Source organism: Brevundimonas subvibrioides, from assembly GCF_027271155.1.
GTDB classification, from domain to species: Bacteria; Pseudomonadota; Alphaproteobacteria; order Caulobacterales; family Caulobacteraceae; genus Brevundimonas; species Brevundimonas subvibrioides_D.
Map to the genome: position 1 here is coordinate 1469422 of NZ_CP114542.1, position 16945 is coordinate 1486366.

Here is a 16945-nt window from a genome sequence, read left to right on the forward strand (position 1 = left end):
GGGCCGACCTATTGATACGGTCGCGGCCCGTTGTAGCCCGCCGCGATGTCGCGCGAGAGGGTCAGGGGGGCGGAGCCGCCGTTCAGCCGGGCCTTGTAGACCGACATGTTTTCCATCACCCGCATCATGTAGTTGCGCGTCTCGGTGAAGGGGGCGCACTCGATGAAGTCGGTCGGGTCCACGCCGCCCCCGGCGACGCCGCCGCGCGGATCACCGCACCGCGCCGTCCACTGCAGCGGCCGGGCAGGGCCGGCATTGTAGCCGACGGTGGTCAGCAGCATGGAGCCCGAAAACTGGCTCATCAGCTCACCGAGGTGATAGCTGCCCAGGGTCATGTTGTAGTCGGGGTCCCACAGCCGCTCGGACGACCAGGGCATGCCCAGACGCCGGGCGACCCCCGAGGCGGTCGAGGGCAGGAACTGCATCATGCCGCGGGCGTCGGCGCCTGAGCGCGCGCGGGGGTCGAAGCTGGATTCCTGACGCGTGATGGCCAGGGTGAACTCCAGCGGGGCGGCCCCGGCCACGACCGGCGGGATGCGGATCGGATACTGGCGCTCCGGCATCAGATAGCCGCGCTGGCTGGCGGTCCGGCCGACCATCATGGCCCCGAACCCGTCGCCATAGCCGCGCGACAGGTCCATCAACTGGGCCAGATCGGTCACGCCGGGCAGGGTGTCGTCCAGCTGGTAGGCGAAGACCCGGAACAGGCTCATCTCGCCGGTCTCGCCCAGGATGCGGGCCGCGCGGACGACCTCGTTGGCCTCGAAGGCGGCCGCGTCGTTCCGGGTGATGACGGGATCGGCGGGCAGGGTCAGGGTCGTGATCCCGGCCTTCTCGGCGGCCAGCTGGCCGTAGAAGGTCTGAATGTGACGGGCCCCCTCCTGGTAGAAGGTCCGGGCCCCTGCCTGATCGCCCCGGGCCTCGGCCGCGCGGCCCAGCCAGTACAGGGCGCGGCCCTGGGTGATCGGGGTCTGTGAGGACTGGCGCAGGGTCTCGAAATGGCGGGCGGCGGTCGCCGGATCGCCGAGTTTGGTCAGGGCGACCCAGCCGGCGAAGAACTCCGCATCGACCTTCTTTTCGCCGGACGGGAAGCCGTGTCCCGCCATGGCGTCGTAGGCGGCGCGCCATTCGCGGCGCTCAAGGGCATCGAGGAAATAGTTGCGGCGCTCGGACCACAGCGTAGCCTGGGCATCCGAATTCAGCGGCGAGGGGGGCAGGGCCGACAGAAGGGGGAAGCCCTCGCTCTGGCGACCGGCCGCGCGCAGGATGCGGACCCGCTCCAGCACCACATTGGAATCCCTCGCCTGCGACGGCGACAGGTTGGCCACGATCGCATCGCCGCCATAGGCGCTGCGCAGCGACAGGACGGCGTTGGCGATGGTCTGGCGTTCGGGCGAGACGAGGGCGATCATGGCCCGCGTGGCCGGGCCGTGCGGGCCGACGAGCAGCATGTTCAGCCGCGCCTCGTGATCCCGCTGTGTCAGGGCGGACCCCCAGCGGGCCAGGATGCGGCTCTGGTTCGCCACGTCGAAGGACTGGGTCTGCCACCATTCCTCGATCAACAGGCGGGCTTCGTCCCCGCGACCGCGCTGGTCCAGCGCCTCGGCCAGGGCGATGGCCCCCTCGACGGTGGTGGGCCGGTCCGAGGCGAAATAGGCGATGGCGGCGTCGGCCCCCACGCCGGCGCGGTCCAGCGCCCGTTCGCCCGCCGCGATCCGGCCCTCGGCCCGGGGCCAGCCAGCCAGGGCGGTCTTGTCCTGGGCCAATTCGGTGAAGGACAGCTGATCGGCGGAGGTATCGACCAGGGCCCATTCGACCAGCTTTCTGGCCGTGCCGTCGCCGATGCCGGAGATGGCGTTGCGCGCGCCGGTCACGTCGCGGGCGCGGGCGGCGGCCAGACCCTGGCGGAACAGGGCCGTGTCGGCCTGGCTCAGGATGCCCGGCTGATAGGCGTCGCTCGAGGCGGAGGGTGTGCCCTGGGGCGGCTGGCGGTTCAGGTCGGCGGTCTGTGGAATCGGCGCGAGAACGGCCAGAACGGCCGCCAGGGTGGTCGCAAGCATGATATGTCCGATCCCCATTCATCCCGGTTGCGGGTTCGACCCCGGCAACCTACCCTCTCGCGTCTCGTTTCAGGCGACCGCCGCCCATCCCCACGCAAGGTATTCTTGTTTCAATGACCGCCCCCTTGTTCAAGGGCGTGATCACCGCCCTGATCACACCACTTCGTGACGGAAACGTGGACGAAGCCGCTTTCGAGGCCCTGCTGGAACGCCAGATCGCTGCCGGGGTCCATGGCGTCGTGCCGATGGGCACGACGGGCGAAAGCGCGAGCCTGTCATCGGAAGAGCACCGGCAGGTGGTCGAGCTGTGCGTGCGCGTCGCCGCCGGGCGTGTGCGGGTGATCGCGGGCGCGGGATCGTCCTCGACCGACAAGGCGATCGGGATGGTGCGCCATGCCAAGACCGTCGGGGCCGACGGTGCCCTGGTCGTCACCCCCTATTACAACCGGCCGTCGCAGGCGGGTCTGAAGGCGCATTTCGAGGCCATTGCCGATGCCGTCCAGCTGCCGATGCTGCTGTACAATGTGCCCGGCCGGACGGGCGTCGATCTGGCGGATTCGACGGTGGCCGAACTGGCCGGCCATCCGAACATCGTCGGCATCAAGGACGCGACCGGTGACATGGGGCGGGTCAGCTGGATGCGGGCCAATATCACGGGCCAGTTCGACCTGATCTCGGGCGATGATGCCAGCTTCCTCGGCTATCTGGCCCACGGCGGGCACGGCGTGATCTCGGTGGTGTCGAACGTCGCGCCGGACGCCATGGTGGCGCTGTACGGCGCGCTTCAGGCCGGGGACCTGGCGACCGCCCGCTCGTGGCAGGATCGGCTGATCGGTCTTCACAAGGGTCTGTTCGCCGATGCATCGCCGTCGCCGACGAAATATGCGCTGGCGAAGCTGGGGCTGTGCGGCGAGGAGGTACGGTTGCCTCTGGTGCCCACGTCGGCCGAGGCGCGCGCGATCGTCGATGCGGCCCTGTCCGCGGCCGGGATCGGCTGATGGCGACGTCAAGGGAGAAGGCCGCCGCCGCGACCAAGGCCCCGATCACCAAGGCCAAGGTGATCGCCGAGAACCGCCGTGCCCGCTTCGACTATTTCCTCGAGGACAATATCGAGGCCGGCATCATGCTGCTGGGCACCGAGATCAAGGCGCTGCGGATGGGGCGGGCCAATATCGCCGAGAGCTATGCGGCGGTGGAGGGGCGCGAGATCGTGCTGATCAACGCCGACATCCCGCCCTATGTGCAGGCCAACCGGTTCAACCACGAACCGCGCCGGCCCCGGAAGCTGTTGCTGCACAGAAAGCAGATCGACCGGCTGATCGGGGCGGTCCAGAAGGACGGCCAGACGATCATTCCGCTGAAGCTGTATCTGAACGACGACGGCAAGGCGAAGCTGGAGATCGCCCTGGCCAAGGGCAAGAAGCTGCACGACAAGCGCGAGGCCTCGGCCGATCGCGACTGGGCCAGAGACAAGGCCCGGCTGCTGCGCGACCGCGGCTAGATCAGGCGGCGCGGCTCAGCGGTCGGGCGTCGACGACGTTCGGCGCGGACAGCGTCGGAGCGCTGGTCCCGTAGATTCCCAGCGACGGCGCGAAGGCGCGCTCGGCCACCATGATCGTCAGGGTCAGGACGACGGCCGCGAGCAGGGCCAGCAGGCCGATCCGGCGTTCGGCCGCGGTGAAAAGCGAAGGCTTGTTACGCATGGTCTGCCCCTCCCAAGGCATGGATCCAACGCAATCTGAGCGGGGTTGTTCCCCCCGGATTCCATACACCCGAACGGTCCTGATTCGTGTGTCCGGCGAACCACAGTCGCCGATCAGGCGAGGTGAATCAGCGGCCGTCGATCAGGGCCCTGGCGCGCCGGAAGATCGCCTCGAACATCCCGGGCGTCAGGCGGCCGGTGTTCGTGTTCAGGCGCGAGCAGTGATAGCTGTTCAGCAGGACGTAGCCGCCGATCCCGGCCTCCATGCCGTGGCCCGACGCCATGGCCGAGGCCGGATGGCCCATGGCCTTCAGCACGCTGCGGCGCGAGACGTCGCCCAGGGTGACGATGACCTTCAGCCGGGGCAGGGCGTCCAGCCGGGCCTTGAGGAACGGGCGACAGGTCGCCTCCTCGATCGGGAGGGGCTTGTTCTGGGGCGGGGCGCAGCGGACGGCGTTGGTGATCATGCAGTCGACCAGCGTCAGGCCGTCGTCCGGCCGGGCGTCATAGGTGCCGGTGGCGAAACCGGTCCGGATCAGCGTCTCGTAAAGAATCACGCCCGCGCCGTCGCCGGTGAAGGGCCGGCCCGTCCGGTTGGCACCGGTCCGGCCGGGGGCGAGGCCCGCGACCAGCAGCCGCGCGTCCGGGTCGCCGAACGACGGCGCCGGGCCGTTCCACCAGTCGGCGTTCTGGCGGCGGTTCTCCTCGCGATAGGCGACCAGCCGGGGGCACAGGGGGCAGTCGCGGGGCGGTTCGGCGATGCCGGGAGGGGCGAGTGGCGAGTGGCGGGGGGCGAGTGTCATGGTCGAGATCATCCCAAATTCAGGACCGAAGGGCGAGGCTCAGTGAGCGACGGCCTTCCTCGCCACGCGCCACGCGTTACTGGCCGCCGCTGCGGGGCCGCCCCCAGTCGTCCAGCCGGTCGGCCAGGTCGATGTAGTCGTCGGCCTGACGCCTCAGCTCGTCGGCGATCATCGGCGGCTGGCTCTTCACGGTGGAGACGACCGTGACCCGCACGCCCTTCGCCTGCACCGCCTGAACCACGCGGCGGAAGTCGCCGTCGCCCGAGAACAGGATGGCGTGGTCCATGTGCGGAGCCATCTCCAGCATGTCGACCGCGATCTCGATGTCCATGTTTCCCTTGGTCTTTGTATGACCCTGGGCGTCGGTGAACCGCTTGACCGGCTTGGTCACGACCGAAAAGCCGTTGTAGCCCAGCCAGTCGACCAGAGGCCGGATGGACGAGAACTCTTCGCCCTCGATCACCGCCGTGTAATAACAGGCGCGGATCAGGCGGGATTGCTGGCGAAAGCCGTCCAGCATCTTCCGGAAATCGAGATCGGCGTTCAGCGCCCTGGCCGCCGAATACAGATTGGCTCCGTCGATGAAGACGACGAGGCGGTCGTTCGGATAGGATGTCATGGCAACCCTTGCGGAAACATCGGTCGCAGACACCCATGCGGGCCTCGTCAATATCGACGGGCCCGGGAACCTGGACGATGCCGTCATCGTCGCCCTGGGCTGCAATGACAAGGGGGTCTGGTCCGACTGCCGCGAGGCGCTGGAGGCGGCCCTGGCCCGGTTCCGGTCCGAGGGCATCGATGTGATCGCCCGGTCGTCCTGGTGGGCGTCGCAGGCCTGGCCCGACCCGACCGACCCGCCCTTCCTGAACGGCGTGGTGATGGTCCGCACCGCCCACGACCCCCACGCCCTGATGGCGGCGCTGGGCCGGATCGAGGAAGCCTTCGGGCGGCGGCGGGTGGTGCCGAACGCGCCCCGCACGCTGGATCTGGACCTGATCGCCTATGGGCGGGAGCAGGGGGACCGCGACGGCCTGATCCTGCCGCACCCGCGCGCGGCGGACCGCAGGTTCGTCATGGGGCCTCTGGCGGAGATCGCGGCGGCGTGGGTGCATCCGGGGGTGGGGAAGACGGCGAAGGCGCTGGCGATCACGGCCACAGTGGGCGTCGATGCCCGCTCACTGGGCTAAAATCCAAGCACAACTCTCGCGACTATCCACACGATCAGAAGGCCGAGGATCAGAAACAACACCCATCGCCCTCGCGCTTTCTCCGAGGTAGGCAGCCTTGGGGTTGCCGCGAAACTCCAGAATGCGGGACGTTTCCTGTCTGGCGGGCCAACGACCTTGTCAATTTCCCGGGCGTGGTAGGCGGCGTTGAGGCGCTCTTCGATCGGGTCAGGGACTTCGTGCATGGGTGAGACTAGCATATCAGCTGAACCCAAGCGACTGACCCGCCCCAAATCGGCCCCTGTGGCGTTGCACAAACGCCTCTCCATCTGTATGCAACGCGGTTCTCCCCCCGCCCGAGGTAATTCATGGCTCGCGTCACTGTCGAAGATTGCATCCAGAAGGTGCCGAACCGGTTCGGCCTGGTCCTGCTGGCCGGGAACCGCGCCCGCGCGATCGCCAATGGCGCACCGCTGACCATCGATCGCGACAACGACAAGAACCCGGTCGTCGCCCTGCGCGAGATCGCCGACGAGACGGTGGTCCCCGCCGACCTGCTGGAGACCGTCGTGGTCGCCCTGCAGCGCGTGGACGAGCGCACGGAAGCCGAGGACGAGGCGGAAATCGTCGGTCTGCTGGCCGAGCCGCAGCACATGAACATGGCCGAGGCCGAACTGATCCGCGCCCTGCAGAGCGACCGGGACGGCGGGCAGGAGGAGCGGTACTGACGGCCCAATCCGCCAACGGTATCACCATCCTCCCGGCGCGGTCCGGTTCGACCCCGCCGCCGACCCCCATTGCCAATGACGTCGTATCGCCGCCCGTGGAAACACCGGCGGCGAAACGCATTCCGGTCCTGCGACAGTTCGAGCTGATCGAGGCGGTCAAGGCCTATGACCCCACCGCCGACGAGGCCCTGCTGAACCGGGCCTATGTCTATGCGATGAAGATGCACGGCTCGCAGCTGCGGGCCTCGGGCGATCCCTATTTCGCCCATCCGATCCAGGTCGCCGGCATCCTGACCGACTACCGGCTGGACACCGCCACCATCGTCACCGCCCTGCTGCACGACGTGGTCGAGGACACCTCGGCCACCCGCGACGACATCGCCCTCATGTTCGGCGAGGAGGTCGCGGTGCTGGTCGAGGGGGTGACCAAGCTGAGCCGGCTGGAGCTGCAGGCCGAGCACACCCGTCAGGCCGAGAACCTGCGCAAGTTCATCCTGGCGATCTCGAAGGACGTGCGCGTCCTGCTGGTGAAGCTGGCCGACCGCCTGCACAACATGCGGACGCTGAAATACGTCAAGCCCGAGAAGCGCGAGCGGATCAGCCGCGAAACCCTGGAGGTCTATGCGCCGCTCGGCCGGTCGATTGGCATCCACTCCATCGCGTCGGAGCTGGAAGAGCTGGCGTTCGAGCATCTGAACCCCACGGCCCGGACCGCCATCGAGCGGCGGCTGGAGGCGCTGAAGCTGGAGCATGGCGGGGCCACCGAGACCGTCGCCGAAGAATTCCACCGGGTGCTGAGCGAGGCGGGGATCAAGGCCCGCGTCTATGGCCGCCAGAAGACCCCCTATTCGATCTGGAGGAAGCTGCAGAGGAAGTCCGTGGGCTTCTCGGCCCTGTCCGACATCTATGGCTTCCGCGTGCTGGTCGAGGCCGAGGACGACTGCTACCGCGCGCTGGGGGTCATCCACCGCGCCTGGCCGATGGTGCCCGAGCGGTTCAAGGACTTCATCTCGACCCCCAAGTCGAACAACTATCGCTCGCTGCACACCACGGTGGTCGGCCCCGCCGGTCTGCGGATCGAGATGCAGATCCGCACCGAGGCCATGGACCGGGTGGCCGAGGACGGGGTGGCGGCGCACTGGGCCTACAAGAACAAGTCCTATGGCTTCGACCAGGAAGCGATGGAGCGCGAGGGCGGCCGCGACCCGCTGCAGAACCTGCGCCACCTGGTGCAGGTGATCGAGCACGGGGAGGGGGGCGAGGACTGGGTCGAGCACGCCAAGCTGGAAATGTACCTGGATCAGGTCTTCGTCTTCACGCCCAAGGGGCGGCTGATCACCCTGCCGCGCGGGGGCATGGCGCTGGACTTCGCCTATTCCGTCCACACCGAGGTCGGCGACACGGCCGTGGGCGTCAAGATCAACGGCGAGCTGAAGCCGATGCGCACGGCGCTGCAGAACGGCGATGTGGTCGAGATCATCCGCGGCAAGAAGCGCGAGGCCCCGGCCGACTGGCGCAGCCTGACCGTCACGGGCCGCGCCCGGTCGGCCATTCGCCGCCATATCCGCTCTTCGGAACGCGACGAGTTCTACAAGCTGGGCAAGACGACGCTGGAACAGGCCCTGGGTCGGGTCGGCAAGTCGCTGGCCGAGGTGTCGCTGAAGTCCGCGGTCGAGACCTTGGCCACCGGCACCGAGGAGGATCTGTTCGACGCCATCGGCCGGGGCCGTCTGCCCGCCAACAAGGTGGTCGAGATGCTGTTCCCGGCCCTGAAGGGCACGCTGAACACCGGCCAGGAACGCCGCAGGATCGCCGACGACAAGGCCCGCATGTTCGTGCGGGGCGGCGGCCTGACGCCGGGAATCAGCATCCATTTCGGGGCCTGTTGCACCCCGGTGCCCGGCGACCGGATCGTGGGTATCCTGGAGCCCGAGCAGGGCCTGACCGTCCATGTCATCGACTGCCAGAAGCTGGCCGACTATGCCGACGACGACAGCGTCTGGCATGACCTGCAGTGGACGCCCCAGGCCGAACAGGGTGCGGTCGGCACGGCCCGCCTGCGCGCCACCATCAAGAACGCGCCCGGTGTCCTGGGCCAGGTCTGCACCGTGATCGGCGAGGCCGGCGGCAACATCCTGAACCTGAAGATGGCCCACCGTCAGTCGGACTTCTTCGACGTCGATCTGGACGTCGAGGTCGCCGACGCCAAACACGCCACCAGCATCATGGCCGCGCTGAGGGCCAACCCCAGCGTGGACACCGCCGAACGGTCGCGGGGGTAGGGCCGCTGTCCTATCGAAGGGCCGTCAGTTCATCTAGATAGGCAAACGCAGCTACCGGATCTCGCAGAAGGTAAGTCTTCAACTTTCGCGGATTTTTCCCGCGTGCGCGAATAAGGATGTAACTTTCATACAGACTTGCTGTGTGGAGCCTACAGGCGACCAATTCGCTCAGCCGGACAGAAAAAAACAGCGGATGTAGAAAAACGAGTCTGTCATCAGCCTCGTAGAAGACCGCACCGCCAACGACGAACCTGTAAAGATAGGCCCATCCCGCTGCTCCGCAGATCAACAGCATCGCCGAACTCGCGGCTGCGAGAACCGATATCAAAACAGGTATCCCGCTTCCCCAGACCGTGCCTGGCGTCACCCAGCACCAAGCCATGGCCATCGAACCCGACAACCAGAGGCCAGTCGCCAAAGCCATCTGATTCTGCACGCGGCTCCGCTCGACAGAAACAGCCGCTTTGCCCATCGAGGTTTCGGTCATCGTGCTGGCGCTTCAGTCAAGCTGTGATGCCTAAGGGGACGTCGGTCGAATGCCGCGACTTCCGGGACACCCAGGCCGGAAGCCTACTTCTTCCCGGGAGGCTGGGTGAAGGGCGAGGTGCCGACCGACACGGCCGGCTTGGCCTTCTCTGCCTTGGGTTTGCGGACTTCCTTGTTGGACTTCACTTGACCCTTGGCCATGGCTGATACTCCGGACGGGCACCGCCGGGAGGGCGGGCGTGACGAATACAGCATAGCCTGTGTCGATCCCGCCGTCCTCCGAAAGCGTGGGCTTGACGAGCAACGATCTGGCGAACAACGATCTCCCAGTTTGTAACTGGGGGCCAGGATGCGCTCAATTGCGAGGGCAATCTTGGGCGTCCTGCCCATTGTCTGGACCGTCATCACGGCCCCGATCGCGATCATCAGCGCCCTCAGCGACCTGCTCAATATCGACGGTCTGCTGCTCGCTCCGGTCGCCACCTACAGGGCGGCTGCGGTCGACACGGCGTCCGCCCTCGGCCTGTCCCTGCCGGTCGCGTGCTGGGTGATTGATGTGGTCATGCTGGCCCTCGCGGCGGGCGTTCTGGCCTGGCTATTCTTCACGCGTCTTTTTCTCGAAAGCCGGAGCCAGTGGAGGGCGGCGCGAGAGGGACGGGCCATCGCCGTCAACCCTCAGGCTCGCCGCCGAACAGGCCGCCATTGCGCAATCCAACATCCGGATGTTCAGGGCCAACGAGCGCCGCAAGCTTCTCATCGCGTCAGGGATCGTTGTCGCGATCGTCGCCGGCAACTTCGTGGTTCCCTTGTTTGCAAAATTCTGAACTTGACGAGAACAAAAAGCCAACATAGAACATATACAGAACACGCAATCTGGGGATAAGGCGATGACACGGGTGGTTCGGGAAACTCTGTCGCTTGCATCGTGCGGCGGCTTTGTCTGGATGGTCTGGCAGGTCGCCCTGTTGGCGAGATGAGTCGCCTCCGGCCTGACATCGAGGTTCAGGCCATTTCCGAAGCGCCCGCAAAGACCGGTTTCGTCCATCTGAGGGTCCGCTCGGCCTATTCGCTGCTGGAAGGCGCGATCAAGGCGGGCAAGGTCGGGAGACTGGCGGCGGACGCAGGGATGCCGGCGGTCGGCGTTTCGGACCGGGTCAATCTGTTCGGGGCGCTGGAGTTTTCCGAAGCCGCCAAGGCGGTGGGGGTCCAGCCGCTGATCGCCTGTGCCCTGCCGGTGACCGGCATCGGCGGCAAGCGGACCGAACGCTGGGCCAAGGTGCCGACCGTGGTCCTGATCTGCCAGGACGAGACGGGCTGGCGAAACCTGTGCGCCCTGTCGTCCTCGGCCTATCTGGACGCCGGAGACGAGGAGCCGCATGTGACCTGGGATCAGGTCGTGGCCCGGTCGGCGGGGCTGATCCTGCTGTCGGGCGGTCCGGACGGTCCGGTCGATCCCCTGTTCGTGCAGAACAAGCCGGCCGAGGGGGCAAGGGCGCTGGCGGCGATGGCCGGGGCGTTCGGCGACCGGTTCTATGTCGAGCTGCAGCGGCATGGCCGACCGGACGAGGCGGCGGCGGAGCGGGGGCTGGTCGACTGGGCCTATGGCCACGACGTCCCGCTGGTGGCGACCAACGACGTCCACTACGCCCGACAGAACCAGGCGCGGTCGCACGACGCCCTGCTGTGCATCGCCGACGGAGCCTTTACCGGTCAGGAGGATCGCAGACGGATCAGTCCGGAGCATTTCTTCAAGACGGCGGCGGAGATGCGGACCCTGTTCGCCGATCTGCCCGAGGCGTGTGACAGCACGATCGAGATCGCGCGCCGCTGCGCCTTTCTGGTCAGGACCCACCCGCCGATCCTGCCGCGCTTCGACGCCGGCGACGGGCGGACCGAACCCGAAGAGCTGATGCATCAGGCGCGCGAGGGGCTGAAGGCGCGGCTGAATCGGGTGACGCCCTCGGCCCCCGAGGCCGACTACTGGACCCGACTGGAATGGGAGGTCGGGATCATCACCCAGATGGGGTTCCCCGGCTATTTCCTGATCGTGTCGGACTTCATCAAATGGGCCAAGGCGCACGGGATTCCCGTCGGGCCGGGGCGGGGTTCGGGGGCCGGGTCGCTGGTCGCCTGGGCCCTGACCATCACCGATCTGGACCCCTTGCGGTTCGGCCTGCTGTTCGAGCGGTTCCTGAACCCCGAGCGGGTCTCCATGCCCGATTTCGACATCGACTTCTGCCAGGAGCGGCGGGAGGAGGTGATCACCTATGTCCAGGAGCGGTACGGCAAGGACCGGGTCGCCCAGATCATCACCTTCGGCACCTTGCAGGCACGGGCCGTGCTGCGCGATGTCGGCCGGGTGCTGCAGATGCCGCTGGGCCAGGTGGATCGGCTGGCCAAGATGATCCCCAACAATCCGGCCAATCCCACGACCCTGGCCCAGGCGATCGAGATCGAGCCGCGTCTGCGTGAGGCGCGCGACGCCGACCCGGCGGTGGCGAGCCTGCTGGAGACCGCTCTGGAGCTCGAGGGGCTGTATCGCAACGCCTCGACCCACGCGGCAGGCATCGTCATCGGCGACCGACCCCTGGTCGAGTTGACGCCCCTGTACCAGGACCCGCGGTCCGACATTCCGGCCACCCAGTTCAACATGAAATGGGTCGAACCGGCCGGGCTGGTGAAGTTCGACTTCCTGGGCCTGAAGACCCTGACGGTGCTGGACCGGGCCCACGGATACCTGTCCCGGCGCGGGGCGGCGCAGGACTTCAACCTGCTGCCACTCGACGATGGCAAGACCTATGAGCTGATGGCCTCGGGCCAGACGGTCGGGGTGTTCCAGCTGGAATCGCAAGGGATGCGCGACACCCTGCGCAAGATGCGCTGCGGTTCCATCGAGGAGATCACGGCGCTGATCTCGTTGTATCGCCCCGGGCCGATGGAGATGATCGACACCTATATCGACCGCAAATTCGGTCGGGCCGAGGTCGACTATCTGCATCCCAGCCTGAAGGAGACGCTGTCGGAGACCTATGGCGTCATCATCTACCAGGAACAGGTGATGAAGATCGCCCAGATCCTGGCGGGCTACAGCCTGGGCGAGGCCGACCTTCTGCGCCGCGCCATGGGCAAGAAGAAGAAGGAGGAGATGGATTTCCAGAAGGCGCGCTTCATCAAGGGCGCGTCCGAGAAGTCCGTGCCGGAACAGCAGTCGGACTCCATCTTCGAACTGGTGGCCAAGTTCGCCGGCTATGGCTTCAACAAGTCGCACGCGGCGGCCTATGCGCTGATCAGCTACCAGACCGGCTGGCTGAAGGCGAACCATCCGGTCGAGTTCTTCGCCGCCTCGATGAGCCTCGATCTGTCGAACACCGACAAGCTGGCGGTCTTCTATCAGGATGCCAGGAAGTTCGGCGTGCCCGTGCGGGCACCCGATGTGAACACATCCTCGGCCGACTTCGACGTGGCGTGGGAGGAGGGGACCGGAGCGGTGCTCTATGCGCTGGGGGCCATCCGCAATGTGGGTCTGGAGGCGATGAAGCACGTCGTCGAGGTGCGCGAGACCGGCGGCCGCTTCACCGACATCTTCGACTTCCTGGAGCGGGTCGATCCGCGCGCGGTCAACAAGCGGGCGCTGGAGGGACTGGCCAAATCGGGAGCGTTCGATTCCCTTCATCCGAACCGCCGCCAGCTGTTCGAACAGGCCGATACCCTGATGGCCTATTGCCAGAGCGTGGCGGCGGACCGGACCTCGTCGCAGGTGTCGCTGTTCGGGGCCGATCAGGCGGGGGCGTCGCGGCCCCGGTTGAAGGCCGTGGAGCCCTGGGTCGGGCCGGAACGGCTGGATCAGGAGCTGTCGGCGGTCGGCTTCTACCTGTCCGGCCACCCGCTGGAGGACATGGAAGGGGCGCTGCGGCGCAAGCGCGTGACCTTCGTGGCCGAGGCCGTGCAGCGGGCGGAGCAGGGTCACGACGCCTTCATGATGGCGGGGGTCGTACGGCGACGTCAGGAGCGTGCCAGCGCCAGGAATGGCGAGAAATTCGCCTTCGTCACCTTCTCGGACCCGACGGGCGAGTTCGAATGCCTGTTCCCGCCCGAACAGCTGCGGAAATGCCGCGACCTGCTGGAGGTCGGTTCGGCCCTGATGGTCCGCGTGCGGGCCAAGGCGTCGGACGGGGAGGTCCGCTTCTTCGGCGACGACTGTTCGCGGCTCGATGCCCTGGTGGACGACGCCTCGGTGGGCCTGCGGGTCCATGTGTCGGCGCGCACGACCGACCCCGCCGCCATCCAGGCGCGGCTGGCAAGGGCGACGGCCCAGCCCGGCAAGGGGGGCGCGGGGGGCGAGATCACCCTGATCGCCTCGCTGGACGGACGACGCGAGGTCGAGATGCGGCTGCCGGGCCGCTATCGTCTGGACGGGGCGCTGCGGGGGGCGCTGAAGTCGGCCCCCGGTGTGTTGATGCTGGAAGACGCCTGATGCGCCGGGCCGCCGCGCGGGTGGCCCTGTGGTCGCTGGTCGCGGCCCTGACCGTGTCGGCGGGCGGTTGCGCCTTGTCCGCGGGGCTTGCCGAAACGGCACCCCCGGCCGTTCTGGCCGTTCTGGACGAACCGGCGCTGGCGGGCACGCGCTGGGGTCTGATGGCCGTCACGGCAGAGGGCGAGCCCGTGATGGCGCGGAACGCGGATCAGCGCTTCATGCCGGCTTCGACCACAAAAGTGTTCACCACGGCCGCCGCCTTCGCCCTGCTGGACGATCTGGATGCGCCCGATCCGGCCGACGGGACCTCGGTCCGCCTTGAAGACCGTCCGGACGGCGGTGCGGCCGATGTGGTGCTGGTCGGGGCCGGCGACGCGCAACTGGGCGACGGGCCGGGCTGCGTCACCGACTGCCTGTCCGAACTCGCCGATGCGACGGCCGCGCGGGTCCGGCGGGTCGGAGACGTCATCGGCGACGACCGGCTGTTCCCCGACGCGCGGTGGGGTCCCGGCTGGAGCTGGGAGGACATGCAGGAGCCGTTCGGGGCGGCTGTCTCCGCCCTGACGGTCAACGACAATGTCGTCGTTCTGGAGGTCATGCCGGGCGCGACGGCCGGTGCGCCGGTTCAGGCGACCTGGCGGGACGGAGACGACCTTCAGTCTCTGGAGACGGAGGCGGTCACCGTCGCGGACGGCGAGGCCGATCTGAGGCTGGAACGCCGGCCGGGTCAGGAGGGCGTGCGCCTTTACGGTCGTATGCCGGTCGGTTCGGCACCCGCGCGTTTGCGGGTCGGGCTGGACGATCCGGCCCTGACGGCGGCGCGCCGGTTCCGGCGTCTGCTGGAGGCGCGCGCCGTGTTGGTGGAGGGCGAGGTGACGGCGCGCCATCGACCGCCGACGCTGACGGACGCCGTCCCCCCGGTTTCCGGGATGGACGAGGTGGAGGTGGCGCGTCTGGCGCGGCCGCCACTGCTGGCCACCCTGACCCGCACGGCGAAGGCCAGCCAGAACCTGTATGCCGAACTGATGCTGCATCGACTGGGTCGGCTGGATGGCACGGGCGCGCGCGCCGACGGCCTTGCCCGGGTCGAGGCGGTGATGGCGATGGCGGGCGTCCCGCGCGAGGCCTTCGACCTTTATGACGGGTCCGGCCTGTCGGCCTACAATCGCATCAGTCCCCGGGCGGTGACGACCTTCCTGCTGTGGACGATGGACCAGCCCTGGGGCGAGGCCTGGCGCGCGACCCTGCCGGTCGGCGGGCGGGACGGCACCCTGTCGCGGCGGTTCGTGGGGACGCCGCTGGAGGGGCGGGTATTCGCCAAGACCGGCACATTGAATGGCGTTAACGCCCTGGCCGGTTTCCTGACGGCGGCCAGCGGGCGGACGCTGGTGTTCGCGATCTATGCCAACGACCGTCCCTCGTCGGCGGGGTCGGCGCTGGAGGCCATGGACCGCGCCGTGCTGGCGCTGGCGGCGGAGAACTGAAGAGGACGCGCCTCTGCCGACCGCTCATCCTGGAGGCTGGCGGCCACAGGCCAGGTGCCATAGCCACCTGGCGATTACTGACGGGCACGCTCGCGAACAGCGTTCAACTGATCCTCATCGGCAACGACGTCCCGCGCGCGTTCACAGAAGGCGGAGGCGTCCTCCGGTGCGCAAACGTCGTCAATGACCTCGATCATGAACCGCATGCCGAATTCGATCCCCGTATCGCGAGCGCCGTCGGCGAGATTGCTCCAACGCGCGGCGGGGATCGAATCTGGATTGAGCAGTTCCTCATGGGTGAACTCATCGACGATTGCCTGGGCAACCCAGTCTTGCACCTGGCTGATCAGCTTTGGCAGGCGAGCTCGGAAGGCCGTTTTGATTGCGGTTTGTGACGACGGTTCAGGCGGCGCACCTTCGAGCATTTCGTCGACGGTCCTTTCCATCTGATCGGTCAGCGCCGTCGCCAGCATGTCATCGACCATGCCATGGGCGATGGCCAGTTCAGCGCCATTCAGGGACTCATCGGGATCCTCACGATCCTGCGCCTTGACCGGGAGGGGCCAGGCAAGCAGGGCCATGCCCATCAGCACGACGAGAATGCGGTTTATCATCATGGGCACCATTTTCTGAGGTGGTGCGCCACGATAGTCATGACTTGCCCTTTGCGTCCAACCCGCCTATATCGCCGCCCACTTCACACGCAGGCGTGGCGTGTTCGGGGAGACATCCCGGGCGCTCCGTTCCGAGGGACCAGCCGGTCCTTTCACCGTCTGCGGCGGAATAATCGGAAAAAGGACTCATCCCATGGCTCTGCCAGACTTCTCCATGCGCACCCTGCTCGAAGCCGGTGCCCACTTCGGCCACCAGACGCACCGGTGGAACCCGAAGATGGAGCGCTACATCTTCGGCTCGCGCTCCAACATCCACATCATCGACCTGTCGCAGACGATGCCGCTGTTCCACCAGGCTCTGGTGGCCGTGCGCGAAGTCGCTGCAAAAGGTGGACGCGTGCTGTTCGTCGGCACCAAGCGCCAGGCCGCAGAGCCGGTCGCCGAGGCCGCCAAGCGCTGCGCCCAGTATTACATGAACAACCGCTGGCTCGGCGGCACCCTCACCAACTGGAAGACCGTTTCGGGCTCCATCGCGCGTCTGCGCGAACTGGAAGGCATCCTGGAGCGCGGCGGCGAGGGCCGGGTCAAGAAGGAACTGGTCAACCTGGCCCGCGAGAAGGAAAAGCTGGAACTGTCGCTGGGCGGCATCCGCGACATGGGCTCGATCCCCGACATCATGTTCGTGATCGACACGAACAAGGAAGCGATCGCGATCCTGGAAGCCCGCAAGCTGAACATCCCGATCATCGCGATCCTGGACACCAACTCCGATCCCGACGGCATCACCTATCCGATTCCGGGCAATGACGACGCCGCGCGCGCCATCCAGACCTATTGCGATCTGATCGCCGACGCCGTCCTGGACGGCCTGGCCGCCGGTGCCGCGCACTCGGGTGTCGACCTGGGCGCGATGGAAAACCCCGTCGAGCCGATGCTGGCCGAGGCCTCGGCCCCGGTCGATGCGGACGCAGCGCCCGCCGGAACCGAGGCCGTCGCCGAGGAACTGCTGGCCGCTTCGGGCGAAGAGACCGCCGCCGAAGAAGAGCAGGCCGACGCCTGATCGGAACGGTCCGGCGATCCGGACCGTCCGCAAAACTGACACGCGGCCGGGGTAATCCCCCGGCCGCTCACGCATTCAAGACCTCA

Annotated in this window: 16 protein-coding genes; 9 read left to right on the forward strand and 7 right to left on the reverse strand. The window is 67.4% G+C overall.

All coding sequences use genetic code 11. The features are described 5' to 3' along the window. Window positions 1-8 precede the first annotated feature (8 nt). Entirely contained in the window at window positions 9-2060 is a 2052-nt protein-coding gene (locus O3139_RS07365; protein ID WP_269516384.1) for a transglycosylase SLT domain-containing protein, read from the reverse strand. 113 nt (window positions 2061-2173) lie between these two features. Between O3139_RS07365 and dapA the strand changes: the two genes are divergently transcribed. Then, on the forward strand, window positions 2174-3058 hold the full coding sequence (gene dapA / locus O3139_RS07370; RefSeq protein ID WP_269516385.1) for a 4-hydroxy-tetrahydrodipicolinate synthase: 885 nt from the start codon (window positions 2174-2176) through the stop codon (window positions 3056-3058). Then, window positions 3058-3561: an SsrA-binding protein SmpB gene (gene smpB / locus O3139_RS07375; protein WP_269516387.1), complete on the forward strand. Its 504-nt coding sequence runs from the start codon at window positions 3058-3060 to the stop codon at window positions 3559-3561. Before dapA ends, smpB begins: the two co-directional genes overlap by 1 nt. Window position 3562: 1 nt before the next feature. Here the strand turns inward: smpB and O3139_RS07380 are convergent, their stop codons facing one another. The 3 genes from O3139_RS07380 to O3139_RS07390 all read right to left on the reverse strand — a co-directional run bounded on the left by O3139_RS07380 (window position 3563) and on the right by O3139_RS07390 (window position 5184). Continuing rightward, on the reverse strand, window positions 3563-3763 hold the full coding sequence (locus tag O3139_RS07380; RefSeq protein WP_269516389.1) for a hypothetical protein: 201 nt from the start codon (window positions 3761-3763) through the stop codon (window positions 3563-3565). A gap of 127 nt (window positions 3764-3890) precedes the next feature. Beyond that, window positions 3891-4565 carry a uracil-DNA glycosylase gene (locus O3139_RS07385; protein WP_269516391.1) on the reverse strand — a complete coding sequence of 225 codons (675 nt, stop codon included), beginning with the start codon at window positions 4563-4565 and terminating at the stop codon, window positions 3891-3893. 76 nt (window positions 4566-4641) lie between these two features. Further along, window positions 4642-5184, reverse strand: a complete 543-nt coding sequence (locus O3139_RS07390) for an NYN domain-containing protein (RefSeq protein WP_269516392.1) — start codon at window positions 5182-5184, stop codon at window positions 4642-4644. On the opposite strand from O3139_RS07390, the gene folK reads away from it, so the two are divergent. The 3 genes from folK to O3139_RS07405 all read left to right on the forward strand — a co-directional run bounded on the left by folK (window position 5183) and on the right by O3139_RS07405 (window position 8741). Then, on the forward strand, window positions 5183-5752 hold the full coding sequence (folK, locus tag O3139_RS07395) for a 2-amino-4-hydroxy-6-hydroxymethyldihydropteridine diphosphokinase (RefSeq protein ID WP_269516393.1): 570 nt from the start codon (window positions 5183-5185) through the stop codon (window positions 5750-5752). The genes O3139_RS07390 and folK overlap by 2 nt on opposite strands. Before the next feature lie 347 nt (window positions 5753-6099). After that, the gene (gene rpoZ / locus O3139_RS07400; RefSeq protein ID WP_209320979.1) at window positions 6100-6459 is read left to right on the forward strand and encodes a DNA-directed RNA polymerase subunit omega; all 360 of its coding nucleotides are present in this window, start codon (window positions 6100-6102) and stop codon (window positions 6457-6459) included. Window positions 6460-6554: 95 nt separating this feature from the next. Beyond that, window positions 6555-8741, forward strand: a complete 2187-nt coding sequence (locus O3139_RS07405) for a RelA/SpoT family protein (RefSeq protein WP_269516394.1) — start codon at window positions 6555-6557, stop codon at window positions 8739-8741. Window positions 8742-8751: 10 nt separating this feature from the next. Here O3139_RS07405 and O3139_RS07410 read toward each other — a convergent pair whose 3' ends face one another. Together O3139_RS07410 and O3139_RS07415 are read right to left on the reverse strand one after the other, a co-directional pair. Next, the gene (locus tag O3139_RS07410; RefSeq protein WP_269516395.1) at window positions 8752-9228 is read right to left on the reverse strand and encodes a hypothetical protein; all 477 of its coding nucleotides are present in this window, start codon (window positions 9226-9228) and stop codon (window positions 8752-8754) included. An 83-nt stretch (window positions 9229-9311) separates the two neighbouring features. Further along, window positions 9312-9428 carry a hypothetical protein gene (locus O3139_RS07415; RefSeq protein ID WP_245162351.1) on the reverse strand — a complete coding sequence of 39 codons (117 nt, stop codon included), beginning with the start codon at window positions 9426-9428 and terminating at the stop codon, window positions 9312-9314. Between the two features lie 172 nt (window positions 9429-9600). On the opposite strand from O3139_RS07415, the gene O3139_RS07420 reads away from it, so the two are divergent. The 3 genes from O3139_RS07420 (at window position 9601) to dacB (ending at window position 15185) form a co-directional block, all read left to right on the forward strand. Continuing rightward, window positions 9601-10110 carry a hypothetical protein gene (locus O3139_RS07420; RefSeq protein WP_269516396.1) on the forward strand — a complete coding sequence of 170 codons (510 nt, stop codon included), beginning with the start codon at window positions 9601-9603 and terminating at the stop codon, window positions 10108-10110. Between the two features lie 126 nt (window positions 10111-10236). Then, window positions 10237-13701, forward strand: coding sequence for a DNA polymerase III subunit alpha (gene dnaE, locus O3139_RS07425; RefSeq protein WP_269516437.1), 3465 nt, complete (start codon window positions 10237-10239; stop codon window positions 13699-13701). After that, complete coding sequence (dacB, locus tag O3139_RS07430; protein WP_269516397.1) at window positions 13701-15185, forward strand: D-alanyl-D-alanine carboxypeptidase/D-alanyl-D-alanine-endopeptidase; 1485 nt, start codon at window positions 13701-13703, stop codon at window positions 15183-15185. Before dnaE ends, dacB begins: the two co-directional genes overlap by 1 nt. A gap of 74 nt (window positions 15186-15259) precedes the next feature. Here dacB and O3139_RS07435 read toward each other — a convergent pair whose 3' ends face one another. Beyond that, window positions 15260-15802, reverse strand: coding sequence for a hypothetical protein (locus O3139_RS07435; protein WP_269516398.1), 543 nt, complete (start codon window positions 15800-15802; stop codon window positions 15260-15262). Between the two features lie 190 nt (window positions 15803-15992). Between O3139_RS07435 and rpsB the strand changes: the two genes are divergently transcribed. Next, window positions 15993-16859 (forward strand): 30S ribosomal protein S2, encoded by an 867-nt coding sequence (gene rpsB / locus O3139_RS07440; RefSeq protein WP_269516400.1) that lies wholly within the window; start codon window positions 15993-15995, stop codon window positions 16857-16859. Window positions 16860-16945: the final 86 nt, after the last annotated feature.

Excerpts from the sequence above, each read along its gene's own strand:
- smpB (WP_269516387.1), top strand. The coding sequence starts at position 3,058 with ATGGCGACGTCAAGGGAGAAGGCCGCCGCCGCGACCAAGGCCCCGATC.
- O3139_RS07390 (WP_269516392.1), bottom strand. The coding sequence starts at position 5,184 with ATGACATCCTATCCGAACGACCGCCTCGTCGTCTTCATCGACGGAGCC.
- O3139_RS07435 (WP_269516398.1), bottom strand. The coding sequence starts at position 15,802 with ATGATGATAAACCGCATTCTCGTCGTGCTGATGGGCATGGCCCTGCTT.
- O3139_RS07415 (WP_245162351.1), bottom strand. The coding sequence starts at position 9,428 with ATGGCCAAGGGTCAAGTGAAGTCCAACAAGGAAGTCCGCAAACCCAAG.
- O3139_RS07365 (WP_269516384.1), bottom strand. The coding sequence starts at position 2,060 with ATGCTTGCGACCACCCTGGCGGCCGTTCTGGCCGTTCTCGCGCCGATT.
- rpsB (WP_269516400.1), top strand. The coding sequence starts at position 15,993 with ATGGCTCTGCCAGACTTCTCCATGCGCACCCTGCTCGAAGCCGGTGCC.
- dapA (WP_269516385.1), top strand. The coding sequence starts at position 2,174 with ATGACCGCCCCCTTGTTCAAGGGCGTGATCACCGCCCTGATCACACCA.
- rpoZ (WP_209320979.1), top strand. The coding sequence starts at position 6,100 with ATGGCTCGCGTCACTGTCGAAGATTGCATCCAGAAGGTGCCGAACCGG.
- folK (WP_269516393.1), top strand. The coding sequence starts at position 5,183 with ATGGCAACCCTTGCGGAAACATCGGTCGCAGACACCCATGCGGGCCTC.
- O3139_RS07380 (WP_269516389.1), bottom strand. The coding sequence starts at position 3,763 with ATGCGTAACAAGCCTTCGCTTTTCACCGCGGCCGAACGCCGGATCGGC.
- dacB (WP_269516397.1), top strand. The coding sequence starts at position 13,701 with ATGCGCCGGGCCGCCGCGCGGGTGGCCCTGTGGTCGCTGGTCGCGGCC.
- O3139_RS07385 (WP_269516391.1), bottom strand. The coding sequence starts at position 4,565 with ATGACACTCGCCCCCCGCCACTCGCCACTCGCCCCTCCCGGCATCGCC.
- O3139_RS07410 (WP_269516395.1), bottom strand. The coding sequence starts at position 9,228 with ATGACCGAAACCTCGATGGGCAAAGCGGCTGTTTCTGTCGAGCGGAGC.